17 protein-coding genes, 1 pseudogene and 1 riboswitch are annotated in these 19,201 nt (G+C 55.0%); of the genes and pseudogenes, 6 read left to right on the top strand and 12 right to left on the bottom strand.

The genetic code is table 11. The annotated features are described in order from the left end of the window. Window positions 1–131 (bottom strand): annotated as a pseudogene (locus G6L28_RS07845) (IS481 family transposase); the annotation flags it as partial. 694 nt (window positions 132–825) lie between these two features. Here G6L28_RS07845 and G6L28_RS07835 point away from each other — a divergent pair. Then, a complete protein-coding gene (locus G6L28_RS07835; RefSeq protein WP_174063228.1) occupies window positions 826–1,515 on the top strand; it encodes a fumarylacetoacetate hydrolase family protein in 690 nt (229 codons plus the stop codon). A 25-nt stretch (window positions 1,516–1,540) separates the two neighbouring features. After that, window positions 1,541–2,068, top strand: a complete 528-nt coding sequence (locus G6L28_RS07830; protein ID WP_174063227.1) for a gamma carbonic anhydrase family protein — start codon at window positions 1,541–1,543, stop codon at window positions 2,066–2,068. Here the strand turns inward: G6L28_RS07830 and G6L28_RS07825 are convergent, their stop codons facing one another. Genes G6L28_RS07825 through znuC form a run of 3 tightly spaced genes read right to left on the bottom strand, consistent with a single transcriptional unit; the run spans window position 2,069 to window position 4,204 of the window. Then, the gene (locus G6L28_RS07825) at window positions 2,069–2,473 is read right to left on the bottom strand and encodes a Fur family transcriptional regulator (RefSeq protein WP_174063226.1); all 405 of its coding nucleotides are present in this window, start codon (window positions 2,471–2,473) and stop codon (window positions 2,069–2,071) included. Further along, window positions 2,473–3,288 carry a zinc ABC transporter permease subunit ZnuB gene (gene znuB, locus G6L28_RS07820; protein WP_174063225.1) on the bottom strand — a complete coding sequence of 272 codons (816 nt, stop codon included), beginning with the start codon at window positions 3,286–3,288 and terminating at the stop codon, window positions 2,473–2,475. Before znuB ends, G6L28_RS07825 begins: the two co-directional genes overlap by 1 nt. After that, window positions 3,281–4,204 (bottom strand): zinc ABC transporter ATP-binding protein ZnuC, encoded by a 924-nt coding sequence (znuC, locus tag G6L28_RS07815; protein ID WP_174063224.1) that lies wholly within the window; start codon window positions 4,202–4,204, stop codon window positions 3,281–3,283. Before znuC ends, znuB begins: the two co-directional genes overlap by 8 nt. 104 nt (window positions 4,205–4,308) lie before the next feature. Here znuC and znuA point away from each other — a divergent pair, with 104 nt between their 5' ends. Together znuA and G6L28_RS07805 are read left to right on the top strand one after the other, a co-directional pair. Further along, a complete protein-coding gene (gene znuA / locus G6L28_RS07810) occupies window positions 4,309–5,295 on the top strand; it encodes a zinc ABC transporter substrate-binding protein ZnuA (protein ID WP_174063223.1) in 987 nt (328 codons plus the stop codon). 79 nt (window positions 5,296–5,374) lie between these two features. Then, entirely contained in the window at window positions 5,375–6,580 is a 1,206-nt protein-coding gene (locus G6L28_RS07805; RefSeq protein WP_174063222.1) for a GTP-binding protein, read from the top strand. 47 nt (window positions 6,581–6,627) lie between these two features. On the opposite strand, the gene G6L28_RS07800 is transcribed toward G6L28_RS07805, so the two are convergent. The 3 genes from G6L28_RS07800 to G6L28_RS07790 form a co-directional block, all read right to left on the bottom strand. Then, on the bottom strand, window positions 6,628–6,957 hold the full coding sequence (locus tag G6L28_RS07800; protein WP_174063221.1) for an RcnB family protein: 330 nt from the start codon (window positions 6,955–6,957) through the stop codon (window positions 6,628–6,630). 187 nt (window positions 6,958–7,144) lie between these two features. Continuing rightward, window positions 7,145–8,179 carry an L-glyceraldehyde 3-phosphate reductase gene (gene mgrA / locus G6L28_RS07795; protein ID WP_174063220.1) on the bottom strand — a complete coding sequence of 345 codons (1,035 nt, stop codon included), beginning with the start codon at window positions 8,177–8,179 and terminating at the stop codon, window positions 7,145–7,147. A gap of 91 nt (window positions 8,180–8,270) precedes the next feature. Beyond that, complete coding sequence (locus tag G6L28_RS07790) at window positions 8,271–10,727, bottom strand: beta-mannosidase (protein WP_174063219.1); 2,457 nt, start codon at window positions 10,725–10,727, stop codon at window positions 8,271–8,273. Between the two features lie 450 nt (window positions 10,728–11,177). On the opposite strand from G6L28_RS07790, the gene G6L28_RS07785 reads away from it, so the two are divergent. Both G6L28_RS07785 and G6L28_RS07780 read left to right on the top strand, forming a co-directional pair. Continuing rightward, window positions 11,178–12,236 (top strand): LacI family transcriptional regulator, encoded by a 1,059-nt coding sequence (locus G6L28_RS07785; protein ID WP_174063218.1) that lies wholly within the window; start codon window positions 11,178–11,180, stop codon window positions 12,234–12,236. Window positions 12,237–12,310: 74 nt separating this feature from the next. Beyond that, window positions 12,311–12,453: riboswitch (FMN riboswitch) on the top strand. Between the two features lie 77 nt (window positions 12,454–12,530). Continuing rightward, window positions 12,531–12,965: a 6,7-dimethyl-8-ribityllumazine synthase gene (locus G6L28_RS07780; RefSeq protein WP_174063217.1), complete on the top strand. Its 435-nt coding sequence runs from the start codon at window positions 12,531–12,533 to the stop codon at window positions 12,963–12,965. A 56-nt stretch (window positions 12,966–13,021) separates the two neighbouring features. On the opposite strand, the gene gndA is transcribed toward G6L28_RS07780, so the two are convergent. The 5 genes from gndA to ccoG all read right to left on the bottom strand — a co-directional run bounded on the left by gndA (window position 13,022) and on the right by ccoG (window position 19,119). Further along, window positions 13,022–14,458 (bottom strand): NADP-dependent phosphogluconate dehydrogenase, encoded by a 1,437-nt coding sequence (gene gndA / locus G6L28_RS07775; protein WP_174063216.1) that lies wholly within the window; start codon window positions 14,456–14,458, stop codon window positions 13,022–13,024. Between the two features lie 131 nt (window positions 14,459–14,589). Then, on the bottom strand, window positions 14,590–14,745 hold the full coding sequence (ccoS, locus tag G6L28_RS07770; protein WP_174063215.1) for a cbb3-type cytochrome oxidase assembly protein CcoS: 156 nt from the start codon (window positions 14,743–14,745) through the stop codon (window positions 14,590–14,592). Next, on the bottom strand, window positions 14,742–17,045 hold the full coding sequence (locus G6L28_RS07765; protein WP_174063214.1) for a cation-translocating P-type ATPase: 2,304 nt from the start codon (window positions 17,043–17,045) through the stop codon (window positions 14,742–14,744). The genes ccoS and G6L28_RS07765 overlap by 4 nt, the downstream gene beginning before the upstream one ends. Next, a complete protein-coding gene (locus G6L28_RS07760; protein ID WP_174063213.1) occupies window positions 17,042–17,542 on the bottom strand; it encodes a FixH family protein in 501 nt (166 codons plus the stop codon). The genes G6L28_RS07765 and G6L28_RS07760 overlap by 4 nt, the downstream gene beginning before the upstream one ends. Next, window positions 17,539–19,119, bottom strand: a complete 1,581-nt coding sequence (gene ccoG / locus G6L28_RS07755) for a cytochrome c oxidase accessory protein CcoG (protein ID WP_174063212.1) — start codon at window positions 19,117–19,119, stop codon at window positions 17,539–17,541. Before ccoG ends, G6L28_RS07760 begins: the two co-directional genes overlap by 4 nt. Window positions 19,120–19,201 lie beyond the last annotated feature (82 nt).

Here is a 19,201-nt window from a genome sequence, read left to right as displayed (position 1 = left end):
CGCCACTTGGCCACAGTCTTCTGATTGATCCCGTAGCGCTTTGACAGAGCCCTCAGGCTCTCTTGACTATTTTGTATTGCTCGACGGATTGCCTCCGTCATCGTGGCGCTGCCGTGCAGAATTTGTCCCATAGTGCATCCCTCCAAGCTTGGGAAAATAATGCACCATCAAAGTCCGGGATCAAACACCTAGGCATTGAATGCTTTAGTAATGCCAGCGGACCGCTGGCATTACTGCCTCCGCATGTCGCAGTAAGCAGATATGGCGGCGATCGCGAGGAAGCGGAGAATGCGCTGTTAAGAGTTTTTCTCCTAACGAACAAGGGACTCGCTCACAGCACCTCAGACATGATCGACGATCCAACAGATTTCGACCTTATCGAGATAGCAAGTCGTGGCGTGCCATCTCTCATGCAAAGCTACTTTTATACGCCGATGGGCTTACCTCAGCCACACCTGCGAATTTCAGTGCGCGACCGGGAGTGATGTGTTTAGATGGACTAGATATTCTGATGCTAGCTCGAAATCCCAACGCAAAAATCACCGATTCCAGATGGGGAGTGCTTCATCTTCAGCTGCTGTTAGCTTGCCTCAATCATCGCAGAAAAGCGAAATGAGCGAGCAAACCAATGACTAGTCTCTTCATCGACCTGTGGTTGGCTCGGGCACCAGTACCGATGAAGGTCTCGGGCGTCTGCTTGGCCCTATCTGAATCGCGGTATTTATGACTTGGCTTTTGTTCTGATGAAGCACCATTTCAGAAAACAAAGGCTGGAAATCCACCTGGAATCGCGGGACAACACATCTTCAAAACAGGAGTGCCATGATGTCCGCAACAGTTATCCCCGCCCCTCAGCCCGTTCTTTTGCCCGTCGAAGGCACGGACGACACCTTTCCTGTACGGCGGGTGTATTGTGTAGGGCGTAACTATGCGGATCACGCCATCGAAATGGGGCATGACCCCTCACGCGAACCACCCTTCTTCTTTCAGAAAAATCCCGACAACTTGCTTCCCGCGGGCAATGATTTTCCCTATCCGCCACTTTCCTCCAATGTCCACTTTGAAGTGGAATGCGTCGTTGCGTTGAAGAGTGGTGGCTCGAATATTGCGGTAGAAACGGCTCTGGATCATGTGTGGGGATATGGCGTCGGCATCGACATGACACGCCGCGACATGCAGGATGTGTTGAAGAAGATGGGACGTTCCTGGGAAAGCGCCAAGGCGTTCGAGTTTTCCGCTCCGATTTCGCCACTCATCCCGGCGTCAAGGATCGGCCATCCGGCCAAGGGCTCGGTGTGGCTGGAGGTTAATGGGGACCGTAAACAGTCGGGCGATCTCGACCAGATGATCTGGAAGACGGCGGAAATCATCGCGGAGCTTTCCAAGCTATTCACACTCGCGCCCGGAGACGTGATCATGACCGGCACGCCTGCAGGCGTAGGTCCGGTCATTTCGGGCGACGTCATGACGTGCGGCGTGGACGGCGTTGGAACACTGACCGTCAAGGTCGCGTGATAACGCCACCTTTTGGAGGAAGCATATGCCGATTTACAGCCTCGGTGAGAGGGTGCCCAACACGCCCTCTCCAGATCGATACTGGGTCGCTCCGGATGCGAATGTCATTGGCTCGGTCACACTTGGAGAAGATGTCGGCATTTGGTTTGGTGCGACATTACGTGGTGATAATGAACCGATCAGCGTCGGTCGTGGAAGCAACATTCAGGAAGGCGTAATGGTTCATAGCGATCCAGGCTTCCCGGCGACCATCGGAGAACATTGCACCATAGGTCATCACGCCATTATCCATGGCTGCACCATCGGAGACAACTCGCTGATAGGCATGGGCGCGACCGTTCTCAACGGCGCCAGGATCGGCCGGAACTGCCTCATAGGGGCGAATGCTCTGGTGACGGAAGGCAAGGAGTTTCCCGACAATTCGCTGATCGTCGGCTCCCCTGCCCGCGCAATCCGCACGCTGGATGAGCAGGCAGTGGAAGGTCTCAAAAAATCAGCCGAGAAATATGTCCAGAACTGGAAGCGGTTTGCGAAAGAATTGAAGCTGGTCTGATTAGGCAGCGCAGGCTTCGCACAGGCCACGGATTTCTATCGTGGTCTTCTCCGCTTTGAATTTTTGCGCCTTCACCCAGTCACCGAGCCGGTGGTCGATTTCGTGGTCGTGAAATTCGGTCACTTGGCCGCAGGCATTGCAGATTGCGAAAGCCACCGTGCCGTGGTGATGGGTGCAGCAATCCGCGCTGGTGTGCGAGCAGGCGACGAAAGCGTTGAGGCTTTCGAGGCGATGAACCAGGCCGAACTCCATCAGTTTTTCAAGTGCGCGATAAACCTGCAAGGGCGCGCGGAACCCGCTGTCACGTAACTTGTCGAGAATGACATAGGCGCTGAGTGGCGCTTGCGAGTGTGAAAGCGCATCGTAAACAAGCGACTGATTGCGGGTAAGCGTTTTCGTATTCATTAGCGGGCTCCCTGCTCCGCCCTACGCGAGCGACCCGGCATAGGCAAGAGACTCAAGACAAAAAGCAAGACGGCGGCCACGACGATCGACGGTCCGGACGGCGTATCGTATTGCAGCGATCCCATCAGCCCCCCGATGACGGCAAGTGCGCCGATGAGCGAGGCCAGTACCGCCATGATTTCCGGCGTTGACGAAAAGCGTCTGGCCGTCGCCGCCGGGATGATCAGCAGTGACGTAATCAACATGATGCCGACGATTTTCATGGCAATGGCGATAACCAGCGCCATCAGCAGCATAAAAAGCAGCTTGGAGCGTTCCGGCCGCAAGCCCTCCGCCTCTGCAAGTTCCGCGTTAACGGTGGAGGCAAGTAAAGGCTTCCAGAGATAGACGATTGCGAAGACAACCAGCACGCCGCCGCCCCACACCATCTGGATATCCGAAACCGAAACCGCAAGGATGTCACCAAACAGAAAGGCGACGAGATCGATGCGCACCCAGGTCATAAAGGCGACGATGACAAGCCCGAATGCGAGCGCAGAATGAGACAGGATGCCCAAAAGCGCATCGGCGGACAGTGCCTGTCTGCGCTGCAAGAAAAGCAGAAGAAGCGAAACGGCCGCAGCAACGACGAAAACGCTCACGATGAGGTTCAACTGAAGCAGCAACGAAAGTGCAACGCCAAGAAGGGCTGAATGCGCCATCGTGTCCCCGAAATAGGCCATGCGCCGCCAGACGACGAAACAGCCGAGCGGCCCGGCAGTCAACGCTACGCCGACGCCCGCGAAAATCGCTCGGATAAAGAAGTCATCAAACATGTTTTACTCCGGGCGCATGCTGTTTCTCACCATCTCCGTGGTGATGGCCACAGCCGCAGGCATCATCCTCATGCCCGTCATGATGATGTTCATGATCGTGATCGTGGTCGTGATGATACCCGTCTTCAGGATGGCAGTGGTCGGTTACCGACCCATCGGAATGCATGACCCGACCGTCCGGTAGATGGGTATGATCGTGGTGGTGACTGTAAACAGCAAGGCCGCGTGCAGCGCCTCCGCCGAAAAGCTTCATGTATTCCGGGCTCTGGCTGACCGCCTGTGGCGTGCCGCGGCAGCAAACATGTCCGTTCAGGCAGATGACGGTGTCCGTTTCAGCCATCACCACATGAAGATCGTGGGAGATGAGCAGAATGCCGCATCCAGTAGCGTTGCGGATGGTCTTGATGAGATCGTACAAGGCGATCTCGCCGGAGAAATCGACGCCCTGAACCGGCTCATCCAGAACCAGGAGATCGGGCTTGCGTGCGATAGCGCGCGCCAGCAGCGCTCTTTGAAATTCGCCGCCTGACAGATGCTGTACTTCCGCTTTCGCGAGATGGGCAATGCCGGTTGCATTCAGTGCGGCATCGATCTCACGGGCAGGCAGCGGGCCGGTCAGTGTCATCAGCCGCCAGATAGTCAAAGGCATTGTCCAGTCCACTGAAAGCTTTTGCGGGACATAGCCAACTTTCAATCCGGTGAGACGCGAAACAGCACCCTCATCCGGCTTCATCACACCGATTGCCATCTTGGCACTGGTGGATTTCCCCGAACCATTGGGACCGATCAGGGTAACGATCTCGCCACGGCGGACGGAAAAGTCCACGCCCCGCACGAGCCAGCGCCCGCTGCGCCTTACGCCGGCACCTGACAAGGAAACGAGATTTTCATCACCTTTGGTCGGAGAATGAAGCATGTGTTTTTCCGATTGAAGCTGTTGCACAAGGCTATCGCATACGTTATAGCGTAACGCAACTTATGTAATAACATTACATTCAATTAACAAGTGGAGCATACCGCATGAAAACCTTCGCCACGCTTCTTCTCGCCTCCGCTGCGATGATAGCCTCTTCAAACGCAATGGCGTCTCCCAATGTGGTTGTTTCCATCAAGCCGATCCACTCGCTGGTGGCCGCCATCATGCAAGGGGTTGGAGAGCCGCAACTCATCGTCGATGGCGGAGCGTCCCCGCACACCTACAATCTGAAACCCTCCAACGCGAAGGCCATCGAAGGTGCAGATGTTGTGTTTTGGGTTGGCGATGGGCTGGAAAAGTTTCTTGAAAAGCCGCTTGAGACGCTTGGCAGCAAGGCGACTGTCGTTGAACTGGATGGTGCGCCCGGGCTGGAAAAGCTGAAATTCCGTGAAGGCGGACCATTCGAAGCCCATGACCATGGCGAGCATGAGGGACACGACCATGGTGGCGAAGAGCAGGCCCATAAGCGGGAACACAGCCATGACCATGCTCACGAAGGTCATGATCATGACGAGGGTGAGTATGATATGCATCTTTGGTTGGACCCTCAGAATGCCAAGGCGATGGCGACTGAGATCGAGAAGACGCTGCTGGCTGCCGATCCCGCCAACGCTCAGTCCTATCAGGACAACACCAAAAAACTGATGGAGCGTCTTGACGCCCTTGATAAGGAAATTGCCGAAACGGTTGCTCCGATAAAGGACAAGCCTTTCGTGGTGTTTCACGATGCCTATCAGTATTTCGAGCATCGTTACGCTGTGAAGACCGCGGGCTCGATCACCGTCAGCCCTGAAAACATGCCCGGTGCTGATCGTGTGAAGCAGATCCATACGAAGGTAGAAGAACTGAACGCCACATGCGTCTTTGCAGAGCCGCAGTTCGAGCCGAAACTCGTCAACGTCGTCATTCAGGGAACACAGGCGAAGTCCGGTACTCTGGACCCCGAAGCAGGAACGCTTGAAGCAGGGCCTGAACTTTACTTCAAGCTTATGCGCGGTATCGCACAGTCGCTTAAAAACTGCCTGTCATAAACAGTACTGAAACGTGAAAGGCGGCGATGCTGCCTTTCTTTTTTGCCTATTGATGTAATAATATAACAATGAGGTTATCATGAAACGGAAGTTGCCAGTCACCGTCCTGTCCGGCTTTCTTGGCGCAGGAAAGACAACGCTGCTCAACCATATTTTGAGTAATCGCGAAGGGTTACGCGTCGCCGTTATCGTGAACGACATGAGCGAAGTGAATATAGATGCGGCATTGGTGCGCGATGGAGGCGCCAACCTCTCCCGCACACAAGAGCAGCTCGTGGAGATGACCAATGGCTGCATCTGTTGCACGCTCCGGGACGACCTTCTGAATGAGGTGCGGCAACTGGCCGAGCAGGACCGCTTCGATTATCTTCTGATCGAGTCAACGGGTATTGCCGAACCCCTGCCCGTCGCAGCCACCTTCGATTTCCGCGATGAAACAGGATTTAGCCTTTCGGATATTGCCCGGCTCGATACCATGGTGACCGTCGTTGATTGCGCCAATCTCCTCAAAGACTACGGTTCTGCGGATTTTCTAGCGGATCGCGGTGAAACAGCAGGCGCTGGTGACAACCGGACGCTGGTCGATCTACTGGTAGAGCAGATCGAGTTTGCCGATGTCGTTGTGCTTAACAAGGTATCCCATGCGACACCGGCGGAACGGGATGCCGCGCACAAAATCATTGTCGGTTTAAATCCGGACGCCAGAGTGATCGAAGCGGATTTTAGCAAGGTCGAGCTAAAGCATGTGCTGGGAACGGGACTGTTCGATACGGCGAAAGCTGAAACGCATCCTTTGTGGTTCAAGGAATTGCACGGTTTCAAGGACCATATTTCGGAAACCGATGAATACGGTATCCGCTCTTTCGTGTACCGCGCCAAACAGCCGTTCGATCCGGCGCGCTTGCACGCGTTCATCAATCGTGATTGGCCGGGTGTGATCCGTGCGAAAGGCTTTTTCTGGCTGGCGACGAGACCTGACCATGTCGGAGAAATAAGCCAGGCGGGCGCATTTGTAAAAACCGGCAAAATGGGTCTCTGGTGGTCTTCTGTTCCCAAGAAACATTGGCCCGACGACCCCGTATTTGAACGGACGCTTGCGCCCTATCTGGATAAGGTGTGGGGAGATCGCCGTCAGGAAATCGTCTTCATAGGCGCGGACCCAATGAGCGAAGCAGCCATACGCGCGGAACTCAATGCGTGCCTTGTGAACGCAACCAATTTCAGACCTTCCGACTGGAGCGCGCTTGCTGATCCTTTTCCTGATTGGAGCGTCAGGGCAGCTTAATAAATTGGCGGGTGACTGCGTGGTACCCGCCAATCGGATTTAAATGCTTATCGAGCAGCGGCAAGTCCAACGATGAGGCCGCTGACGGCGTTGATCAGCAGGAACTGGTTGTCGACGCGTACCCAACGCTCGTTACGGCGTGGCTCCCGCAGGTTAAAACGGCGATACTCACGGCGGTCAATGAAGTGACGGCGCTCGGCGGCCGACAGGCGTTGACCTCGATCCCAGCGATGCTTTTTGACGATGACCTTTTTCGTCGTAATCGTTCTCTCGGTCACCCGTCCACGGTCATGTCCATAATCGTGGCGGCTTTGCGCCTGTGCCATCGGTGCGGCAAGAATGGTGGCGGCTAGAAAGACGGTTACAAGCTTTTTCATTGTGTTTCCTCTGCATTTCGATGCGCTGAAGATAGCGTTCCGAAGATGAATGGAAAGTGAAGCTTCTAATTACAAATCCGTAATGTTTATGATAACTTACATCGCGATATTAATGTGTAAAAACACTAAAAAGTAGCTTGGGATAGGAATGGCGCCGCCTGAAAAAGCCTTCAGGCGGCGCCTTCGATTATTTTTTCAGCTCAGCGGATTTTGCCCATAGATTGATATCCGCATCTTGGGCGAAACGGTCTATCTCAGCCAGCTCTTCCACTGTGAAGTCAGGCTTGTCGAGCGCTTTCACGCAGTCTTCCACCTGTTCAGGGCGGCTTGCTCCGATAAGCGCGGTGGTAATGCGACCTTCGCGCAGAACCCAGGCGATAGCCATCTGTGCCAAAGTCTGCCCACGTCTTTCCGCAATGGCGTTCAGGCCGCGAATGTTTTCGATATTGCGCTCATTCAGAAAAGCGGGGTTCAGAGACTTGCCCTGGCTGGCACGGCTCGCATCAGGCACGCCGCCAAGATACTTCGTGGTCAACATGCCCTGAGCCAGCGGCGAGAATACGATGGAGCCGATACCAAGTTCTTCCAACGTATCAACCAACCCGTCTTCCTCGATCCAGCGATTGATCATGGAATAGCTGGGCTGGTGAATGATGCAGGGTGTACCCAAGTCTTTAAGGATAGCCGCCGCTTCGCGGGTGCGCTGCGAGTTATAGGACGAAATGCCGACATAAAGCGCCCTGCCCGAACGGACGATATGATCAAGCGCACCGCACGTTTCCTCCAGCGGAGTATCCGGGTCGAAGCGGTGCGAATAGAAGATATCGACGTAGTCCAGTCCCATGCGCTTGAGGCTCTGGTCACAGGAAGAGATCAGATATTTGCGGCTGCCCCACTCTCCATACGGTCCCGGCCACATATTGTAGCCAGCCTTGGAGGAGATGATAAGCTCGTCACGATATCCAGCGAAATCGGTTCTCAGGATTTCACCGAAAGCGGTCTCGGCGCTGCCGGGTGGTGGACCGTAATTATTGGCGAGATCGAAGTGGGTGATGCCGAGATCAAAAGCCTTGCGGCAAATCTCTTGTTTCGTCCTGTGTGAGAAATCGTTTCCGAAATTGTGCCATAGGCCGAGAGAAATGGCAGGCAATTTAAGGCCCGAATGGCCGCAGTGATTATATTTCATGGAAGCGTAGCGGTTTTCCGCCGGTTGCCAGGCCATGGATGGTCCTCCCTAGATCGATTGGAAACCCGCCGAAGAACACGGCGAGCTATGTATATTGGTGAAAGCTTAAAGAGACAGCTTCCCGCTTTCAACCTTGCGACTGCGATGAATAGAGATCAAACAGCCGAAATGAAGGTTTTCCAGTGCTGAGGCGCTCACTTGGGGAGAATACGATACGCTTGGTCTCACCTGCCGTCAGATCGAAAAGGTTGTCGGAATATCGACCCGGAACGTCCGCCTCTATCATAACGAAAAGCGCAAGACCGTCTGAACGGATTTCGACTTCGAACTGCCCGTCATCCAGCGTTTTGACCGAATGCTCCAGCCCGGAGGCCTGCAAATCCAGAGCCTTGTATGTGTCGCGGACGTGATGCCCCTCACCCGTCATGCCATTGGAAGAAATGAAGTTCCAGGAGAGTATCGCACCATCGGGAAGCTGATCCAACGACACCTCCGTCAGTTGCTTAGCCGCGTCCGGTCCGCAGGCGCCATTGGCTGATTTCAGTGGAACACGCGTTCCATCCATGCTCAGCGCAAAGATGTTCATGTCGATCTCAACGTCTTCTGCTGTATCGTTGACCATCGAAAACCGGACAACGCGTCCGTCTTCCGAAGGGATCGCAGACACGGAAACGGGCTGAAAAAATCGACGGGCAGAATAATGCAGCGCTTTCCAGCTGCCGCCGTAATCGAGGCTGGACCAAGATGCGACGGGCCAAGTGTCGTTCAATTGCCAATATAGCGTGCCCATGCAGTGGGGCTTGAGCGACCGCCAGTATTCCACAGCCGTCTTGATGGCCAGGGCTTGCTGCACCTGACTGACGTAGACGAAATTTGCGAAATCCTTGGGGAAGCGGAAGTAGCGGAACATGGTGCCCGCGATACGCTCGTTCCCGCCCGCGTTCTTTTGGTGAAGCTCGATCACCGGTGAGGAGATGTTCATATCCTTCTCGTCCGCATAGGTGCGGATCACCGGCATAGATGTATAGGACTGAAATCCGAATTCGGAGCAGAAGCGGGGCTTCACGCTTCGGTAATTGTCGAATGACTTGTTCTCATGCCATACGGACCAATAGTGCATATCGCCAGAACCATCGGCGTGCCACGCATCCCCGTAGTCCAGATAACCAGATGCCGGACTGGATGGCCACCATATGGCGGATGGAGCGGCCTTCTTCAGTGCCTTTTCGATCGTGCGGTTCAACCGGTCATAAGCGACAAGGTAGCGGTCGCGATTATGACGGGATTCCTCAAACCAGTTCAGTGCGCCCACCAGTTCGTTATCCCCGCACCAGAGGGCGAGAGAGGGATGAGATGCCAGTCGCTTGACCTGATAATCGACCTCGTGCTCGACATTAGCGAGGAAGTCATCCGTGCAGGGGTAAAGATTACAGGCAAACATGAAGTCCTGCCAAACCATAAGGCCCAAACGGTCGCACAAGTCGTAAAACCAGTCGGGCTCATAGAAGCCACCGCCCCAAACGCGGATCATGTTCATATTGGCTTCGACGGCAGACGATAGAAGACCTTCCGTCTTTTCGCGGCTAGACAGGGAATGCAGGGCGTCCGCCGGTATCCAGTTGGCGCCCCGGCAAAAGATTTCCCGGCCGTTTACGCGAAAAGCGAAGCGGCTTCCGGCCTCATCCTTATCCGTTAGAAGCTCGACCGTGCGCAATCCGATCTGGCGCGTGACAGTCTCATCCGGCAAAGCGACTGTCAGCGTATAGAGCGCCTGCTCACCGCTGCCCGCCGGCCACCATAGACGAGGGTCTTCGATGAAGAAAATATGCCGCACCACGGTTTCGCCGGCATTGACTCCACAGTCCAGGCGAAGCTTTTCGTCGCCAAGAGAAAGATGCACCGGCACACTAGCAGGCTGCGCGGCGTAGAGTGTCACCTCCACATGCAACTCCACACCATCACGTGTGTGCTGCTGCGAAGTGGTGATATGCTCGATGCGCGCAGTCTCAAGTCTTCGAAGAGCAACGGAGCCGTATAGCCCGAGCGGCGCGATGGCGATATTCCAGTCCCAACCGAAATGGCATTGCGGTTTACGAAGCATATTGCCGTGGGGGATTGGCGAATTGCCGGGGTGATAAGGCACATAGAAGGGCTGCGCCGCCTGCCTCTCCGCTCCGGCCTTGATGCTGGAATGAAAATGGATGCGAATGACGTTTTCACCGGGCTGCAAGGCAGCGGAAACGTCTGGGCGGTAACGCCGAAAGCAGTTATCGGCCGAAAGCACCGGCACATCATTCAGGAAAACGACTGCCACGGTATCCAGGTAATCAATGTCCAGATACCAGTCGGCGTCGACATCTTCCACCGTGAAACGGCGTTCTATGATCCAGTCGCGATGCGCCACCCACTGGACATCATTTTCGTTGCGGCCAAAATACGGGTCGGGAATAATCTTTGCGTTTCGCAGAGCGCTATGCACATCACCCGGAATGGCGATATTGGTAACATGATCTCCCTCGGCAGAAGACAGTTTCCATTCGCCGGAGAGATCGACCACGGCGTCGGTCGCATAAGATGGTGTCATGTCCATGCCCTGTCATTAACGCAGCCTGGAGGAAGTCTTAGGTTGTCATCGAGGACGAGCCAGCTAACAAGCATGCCCGCTCGCGCGCTTATCGCCTGATGCACCAGACTTTTATCGTAGATTTCTCCTCCGGGCTAAAACGTTATCGTAAAAACACTCAGTCGTCATTGCTAAAAGTTTGAACATGCTCATGACCAATAAATAGGTCTGACAAAAAATGAATTGATAATACACCAAATAAAACATTGACTTATCAACGTTATGTAACCTTATTCGTAACAGCTTATTTTTTGACGTCCGCAGTAAAGCCTGGTGATCTCATGTGGGAGGTAACTTTACCGCATCGTTACAGCTCTTTATTCTCCATAAGGGGCTGTCGCGTTGGCAATAGCTTTGCAACGACGCACAACCGCCTTACCATGATCATCAGCGAGGAGTAGTGGTAGCGAAATGACTGATAGTATGAAACCCGAAGAGGGCGACGATCCACTAGCCAGCGGTGAACGCCCTACTCTCAAGACGATTGCCTATATTACCGGACTGGGCATAACCACCGTCTCCCGCGCTTTGAAGGATGCACCAGATATCGGTGCCGAAACCAAGGCACGCGTTCGCCGCGTCGCGCAGCAGATTGGATACCAGCCAAACCGGGCGGGTGTTAGACTTCGTACAGGCAAGACAAACGTGATCGCGCTGGTGCTCAGTGTGGATGAAGAACTGATGGGCTTCACCACGCAGATGGTGTTCGGTATCACCGAGGTACTTGCCAACACGCAATACCATCTTGTCGTTACGCCTCATACCCATGCAAAAGACCCGATGATCCCCATCCGCTACATCCTGGATACTGGCTCGGCGGATGGTGTCATCATTTCCAAGATCAAACCGGATGATGAGCGGGTGCGTTTCATGACGGAACGCAGGATGCCTTTTGCCACGCATGGGCGTAGCAACATGGGCATCGAGCATCCCTATCATGACTTCGATAATGAGGCCTATGTTTACGAGGCCGTAAAGCGACTGGCGCAGTGCGGCAGAAAGCGCATCGGCATTCTCCTGCCGCCAAGCCAGTATTCCTATTATGATTACGCTCGCAGGGGTTTCGAGCGTGGGCTGCAAGATTTTGGCCTCAACGAATTTCCATTGCGTATCTCAAGCGATGAGACACCGCTCGATCAGGTCAAGGATGCAAGCCAAAAGGTCATGAGCAGCGCAGACTTTCCGGATGGCCTCGTTTCGATCAGCGGCACGTCAACCATTGCCTTCGTCGCAGGTATCGAGGCCAGCGGCAGGAAGATCGGCAAGGACATCGACGTCGTTTCCAAACAGTCTGCAGACTTCCTGAACTGGTTGCGGCCGGAAATTCATACGGTCAACGAAGACATCAAGCTTGCAGGTCGAGAACTCGCCAAAGCTGTTCTTGCGCGTATTGATGGTACGACCTCAGCCAACCTGCAAACGGTCAGTCAACCCGCTTGGTCCAACCGTGCGCCGAAGTTCGACAACTAATTGTCGCAAATATCGAATGTGCGAAATCGTCACCGTCTGGCGTTGTCAAACACATCTCCAATGATCTAACATTGGCTTGTTCTCAGGGCGGGGTGAAACTCCCTACCGGCGGTATGTGGCTTTGGCCACGAGCCCGCGAGCGCCTTCCTTGGAAGGGTCAGCAGATCAGGTGAGAGGCCTGAGCCGACGGTGAAAGTCCGGATGAAAGAGAACGGGTGGATCAGCTTGCCTTTGCTGGCATGCTGTCCGCGCGTGATCGCCTTGGGTGAAGTGTCGTTACCGAAGGAGATTACGTTGGCACCCACCCGTTATGCTTTTATCAAGGCCAATTGGCATTCCAAAATCGTCAACCGTGCGCTGGAAGGATTCTGTGAACTCATTCCCTCCGAGCAAGTCGATGTCTATGATGTTCCCGGCGCATTCGAAATGCCGCTGCTCGCTCGCGATTTGGCCGCAAGCGGACGTTATGCAGCCGTAGCAGCTGCTGCTCTTGTCGTCGATGGCGGAATTTATCGCCACGATTTTGTAGCGCAGGCGGTGGTCGATGGCCTTATGCGAGCCGGAATGGATACGGGTATTCCCGTCCTGTCCGTTTCCCTGACACCGCACCACTTTCAGGAAACCGATCACCACAAACAGATTTACAGCGCGCATTTCGTAGAAAAAGGCCGAGAGGCCGCCCGCGCTGCACTCATGATCGGAAAAGTACGCCTTTCGCTGGTGGCGTAAGAATTCAACCTCCACTCAGAGAAGCGAAAGGCCCGCATTTCGCGGGCCTTTCGTTATCACTTCTGGAAGATATCCAGACCGCTGCCCCAAGGGCCATGCGGCTTGTCTACGCCATCTGTGCGCTCGAAACCATGCGCGCCGAAGAAGTCGCGCTGGGCCTGAATGAGATTAGCCGTGCCACGACCGCGACGATAGGCGTCAAAGTAGCCAAGTGCGGAAGCAAGTGCAGGAACCGGCAGACCGGAAAGAACCGCGTGAGAAACCACATTGCGAAGGGGTGCGTCGGTTTCCTTGACGATCTGCGCGAAGGCAGGTGTTACGATCAGGTTTGCGACATGCGGATCCTTGGTGAAGGCCGAGGTGATTTCATCCAGGAACTGCGAGCGGATGATGCAGCCATCGCGCCAGATGCGGGCGATTGTCGGCATCGGCAAATTCCAGTTAAACTCCTTGGAAGCTGCCGCCATGATTGCGAAGCCTTGCGCATAAGCGCCAACTTTGGCTGCAAGCAATGCACTTTCAAGATCAGCGATGAAGGCCTTTTTGTCTGCCGGAGCAGCAAGCGCCTGCGGCACGCCGAAGATTTTTTCAGCAGCTTCGCGCTCATCCTTCTGAGAGGAAAGAATACGAGCAGCAACGGCAGCTTCGATAGCAGTCGCAGCAACGCCCATGTTCTGCGCTTCAATGACAGACCACTTGCCGGTGCCCTTCTGACCTGCCTTGTCGAGGATCAGGTCGACCATCGGCTTGCCGGTAATCGGATCGGCGGCGCGCAGGACTTTCTCGGTAATTTCGATCAGGTAGGAGTTCAGGCGACCCTTGTTCCACTCACCGAACACATCGGCGATTTCCGAGGCGCTGAGGTTCAGTCCGTCGCGCAGGATGCCGTAAATCTCGGCGATCATCTGCATGTCTGCATATTCGATGCCATTGTGGATAGTCTTGACGAAGTGGCCAGCACCGTCGTTGCCAAGCCATGCTACGCACGGATCGCCTTTGTATTTCGCGGAGATGGAAGTCAGTACCTTCTCGACGCGCTTCCAGCTTTCTTCCGTGCCGCCGACCATGATCGACGGGCCGTGGCGAGCACCTTCTTCGCCACCGGAAACACCCATGCCGATAAAGGTCAGGCCGCTATCCTTGAGGTTATCAAAACGACGGATCGTATCGCGGAAATTTGCATTACCCGCATCGATCATGATGTCGCCGCTCTCGAGGTACGGCTTCAGAATTTCCATCTGTTGATCGACAGGTTCACCAGCCTTGATCATGATAATGATGGGGCGCGGCGGGCGAATGGCGGCAACGAATTCCTCGATGGTTTCGCAAGGAATGATCTGGCCCTGCAGGTCACCAGCTTCAGCGTAGAATTTCTTCGTCGCTTCCGCGGTTCGGTTAAAAACGGCAATCTTGTTACCTTTTTCCGCGATATTCAGCGCGAGGTTCGACCCCATAACGCCAAGACCAATCAAACCGATTTCTGCCTGTTCCACGGATGTGCCTCCATATTGCATTCGATGGCGGTTGTTTTGGCACTCAAATTTTCAAACAGCAAGGCAAGAGGCAGTTAAAACGATTATATTTTGGTGACGCAGGTCAGCTTTGCGCCAAGTGCATACTGGCCTTATTGCGATGGCCTGTCATCTCCATCGTCCAGAGCTCGCCATGCGGAGCCATCCATATCGTCATATTGGCCACTTTTCAGCGACCAGAGAAAAGCACACAGACCCAACCCTCCGAGAAACAATGCGACCGGGATAAGGTACATCAACATATTCATGCCAAGTGCCCCCCATGTGCGATCGGTTCAGCGCCAACGGAAGTCGAGCCCGCAGATGCCGTAACCTGCTGTTCGAAGCCATTAAGCCGGAGTGCATTCACGACGACGATGATCGACGAAGTCGACATGGCGATCGCCGCAATCATCGGCGTCGCATACCCTGCAAGCGCAATCGGTACTGCAATAATGTTGTAACCGATTGCCAGTGCAAAGTTCTGTCGAATGAGCCGCCCCGCCCGCTTTGAAATATTGACCGCAAAGGCGACAGCCCGCAGATCGCTATGCATGAAAACGAAATCCGTAGCCTTACGCCCGATGTCCGCAGCCGATGCAGGTGCGATGGAAACGTGGGCAGCGGCCAGCGCGGGTGCATCATTTATGCCATCACCCACCATGAGAACCTTCCGGTTTGCCGCTGCAAGTTCCTCACAGCGACCGACCTTTTCAGAGGGCGCCATCGAACCCTGCCATTTATTGATACCTACGCGTCTTGCAAGAGCTTCGACGGCACTGGGCCTGTCACCGGAAACGATCTCCGTAGCAAAGCAAGCCCTGTTGAATTCGAAAACGGTTTCCTTGACGCCTGGCCGTAAGCTGTCCTCGAAGCAAAACTGGGCGATTTCCATATGGTTCAGAGAAAGAACGACTTCCGACGTCCCATCAGTTCCGCTTGCTACGGCATTTTGCTTGCAGGAAAACGCTCTGCTTCCAAGGCGATAGACCCCGAGCGGCCCTCTGGCCTCTACGCCGCAGCCGGGAATTTCCGTGATCTCTTTGAAATCAGGAAATGGACCTGCAACGCCACCATAAAGCGCCTGCGACAGTGGGTGGCGGGAATTGGCCGCAATAGTAGCCGCGAGCCGCATCGTCGCTTCGGAAATGTCCGAACCATTCACCAGTCGCGGCTTGCCAATGGTCAATGTTCCCGTCTTGTCAAACAGAACGGTGTCGATCTCTGCCAGACGTTCCATGGCAGAGCCATCCTTTACCATGATGCCATTCTTGAACATACGTCCAGCTGCTACGACCTGAACGACCGGCACTGCCAGCCCCAGAGCACATGGGCAGGTGATGATGAGAACCGCGATAGCAACCAGAAGCGCCTGCTTCCAGTCTCCGCCAAAGACGCCCCATGCCACGAAGGCGATCAGCGCGAGAAGATGAACCACAGGCGCATAATATTGCGCCGCGCGGTCGGCAAGACGGCGGTAACGAGCCCTGCCTCCTTCGGCAGCTTCCATCAGACCGATGATTTCCGCGAGAAAAGAATCTTTCGCTATCGCCGTCGCCTTGATGATAATTGGGCCTGTCAGGTTCAGCGTTCCGGCCTGAACGGCGTCGCCCACACGAACGACACGCGGCGCGCTCTCACCGTTGGCGATTGACACATCCAGATCGCTGCTACCGCTCACCACCTCGCCATCGACCGGCACTCTTTCGCCCGCAGCCACAGCTATGCTGTTACCCGGCTCAATCTCGTTAACCGGCAGGTAATCCCGCGTACCATCAGCCAAGAGAACGGTCGCGCCACGGGGTGAAAGCCTTGCCAGACCCGCAATCGCAGAGCGTGCCTTGTCGCGCATGACGTGATCCAGCGTTCGGCCGATTAGCAGGAAGAATAATAGCGACACCGTACCATCGAACCAGACATGAGTGGCGCTGTGCATCGTTTCCCATATTGAAACGACATAGGTGAGTGTGATGGCGATCGCTATCGGCACATCCATGTTCGTTCGGCCATGTCTCAACGCGGTATAGGCAGATTTATAGAAAAAGCGGCCACCATAGATGAGAGCTGGCGTGGCGATCAAAGCCGAGAGCCAGTGGAACATATCACGCGTCGCGGCATCCGCGCCCGACCAGACCGAAATGGAAAGCAGCATCACATTCATCGACGCAAAGCCGGTTAGTCCAACAGCCCGAATGAGCTGATTGCGAAGTTCGTCGGAAGCCTCCTCACCATTCCCGAAAAGGTGAACCTCATATCCCTTAGAGGCGAGTGCCTCCGCAATGACGCCGGGATTTGTCCTGTCACCGTCCAATATTTCTTTCCAGATCACCGAAACGCGTTTGGATGACAGGTTGACGCGAGCGCGCTCCACGACCGGTAGAGCCTTCAGCACAGTCTCGACGGTGGTGATGCAGGTGCCGCAATAGACACCCGGCACGGAAAGATCGATCTGGCGCATACCCTGCCCCAGATCGCGGCTTGCCATCATCATTTCCTCGGACGAGGGCAGCGCCCGCTTCAACCCCGCCTTATCGAGCGCACTTTCCGTTCCGGGCGCACAGCAACTCATCTGACACCTCCGGCAATATCGATACGCGTACCTTCGTGAACGATGACCTTTCCATCTTTTACGGCGACAGCCTCCACGATCCAGTCACCAGGTGGAAGCTCGTGTCTGGCAGCAAAGCTGTTGGCGGATAGCTTATCCATAGCCAGCGAAAAATCCTGGCTCTCGCCAACCGGGCGGCGGAAGTTCAGCGTCACCATATCGGTATCGACAACACCCTTTTCGGCATGGGTGACATCATATCGAATGCTGTCGCCGTCGATTAGAAGCGTGCCGACGATACCGCTCGCCGCCCTCGCCTTCGCAGCCTCAGCCTTGCCGTTGAATTGCTGGCTTGCGACATAGGTGTTCTTCACCACCAACCCGCTCCAGCTCGTCACCGCGTTCCAGGCCATGGTGATGTTGACGGTAATGACAGTGCCGAAAAACAAGAGCATTATGGCCAGCATGTGCCAGCCGGTGAAGACAAACGGCTTCTTTTGGCTCCGTTCCAAGCTCATTTTTTCGCTCCCGGCGCGTTAAATACGGCCTTGTAATGTGCGGACTCGGCGTTTTCCGCGTCCATAGCAGTGAAATTGAAATCCGTCGCCGTCCTTTCGACCTCACCCGCCGAGAGGGTCACAAAAACCTTGATGCTCGTGACCTCATCGGGCTTCACGGCGATATCGAAGCTTCTTGCTGCAACGTCCGAAATGCCGTTGATCTTCATGACCGCTTCGGGAAGGCTTTCCAGCGAAAGCGTGATCGTTCGCGGCTGGGCGATCATATTCAGGATGCGAACCGTATAGCCGTTGCGGATCGAACCGTCCGACTCCAGCACATATTGAGGGTTACGGTCGTGGATGACATTGACAGAGAGCCGCTCGCGGGTCGCCAGTGTTACCAGCATGACCACGCCCACCAGACACCAGACTGTCATGTAGAAGACCGTTCGCGGGCGGAAAATGATGCGCCAGTTGAAGTGTCGAATGGCTTTGACGAAAGTCCCATCACTATCACGAATATTCGACGGCTTGATTGGGTGCGCGCCATTACCGGTGGCAAGCGCCATATTGGAATCGTATTCGCTGAGCGTGGCATAGGCTATGAGGCCGTGCGGCTTTCCGAGCTTGTCCATAACGCCATCACAGGCGTCGATGCACAGGGCGCAAGTAATGCACTCCATCTGCTGGCCATCTCGAATATCGATACCCATGGGACAGACCGCAACGCAGGCGTTGCAATCCACGCAATCGCCGACCGGCTGCCCCGCGGCAACTGCCTTCTTCGCATGGCGCGAGCGCGGCTCTCCCCGCCAGTCGTTGTAGGTTACGACCAGCGAATGCTCGTCCAGCATCGCACCCTGGATACGCGGCCATGGACACATATAGGTGCAGACCTGCTCGCGCATCAGCCCACCCAAAACATAGGTTGTCGCGGTCAGAGTAGCGACTGTGTAATAGGCAATCATCGCCGCATCGCCATTGAGAAGCTGCAATGCCAAGGTGGGTGCGTCGGCAAAGTAGAATATCCATGCTCCACCGGTTACCAAGCCAATCCCCAGCCAGATGAAATGTTTGGCTGCACGTTTGAGGACTTTCTCAAATGTCCAGGGACCAGAGTCGAGTTTCATCCGCGCATTGCGGTCGCCTTCGATCGCGCGTTCTACAATCAGGAAAAGATCAACCCACACGGTTTGAGGACAGGTATATCCACACCATGCGCGACCGACAGCGGATGTAACCAAAAACAGGCCAAAACCTGCCATGACCAGCATCCCCGCAACGTAGTAGAATTCCTGCGGCCAGATTTCGATGAAAAAGAAGTAGAACCGTCGGCTGGCAATATCGACAAGGACCGCTTGATCCGGCGCATATGGGCCTCGATCCCACCTGATCCACGGCGTCAGGTAGTAAATGCCGAGTGTTGTCAGCATTATGATCCATTTGAAGCGGCGAAATCGGCCCTGCGCTCGCTTGGGAAATATCTTCTTGCGCGGTTCATAGAGTGGCGGGCGCCCGTCTCCGGCCTTCTCCGAATTCCGACTTCGGCCTTTATCGGCCCCTGAACTTGGATGTCCGGCGGTGTACAGATTCATGGTCGCAAGGTCCGTTTCTTTCCTTGCGTTTTGCCATCAGTCGGCGCAACCATCCTTGACTTAGGTCAAGTGAGGACAAAAT

The organism is Agrobacterium larrymoorei, from assembly GCF_013322225.1.
Classification (GTDB): domain Bacteria; phylum Pseudomonadota; class Alphaproteobacteria; order Rhizobiales; family Rhizobiaceae; genus Agrobacterium; species Agrobacterium larrymoorei_A.
This window is presented reverse-complemented; position numbering and strand designations above follow the sequence as displayed.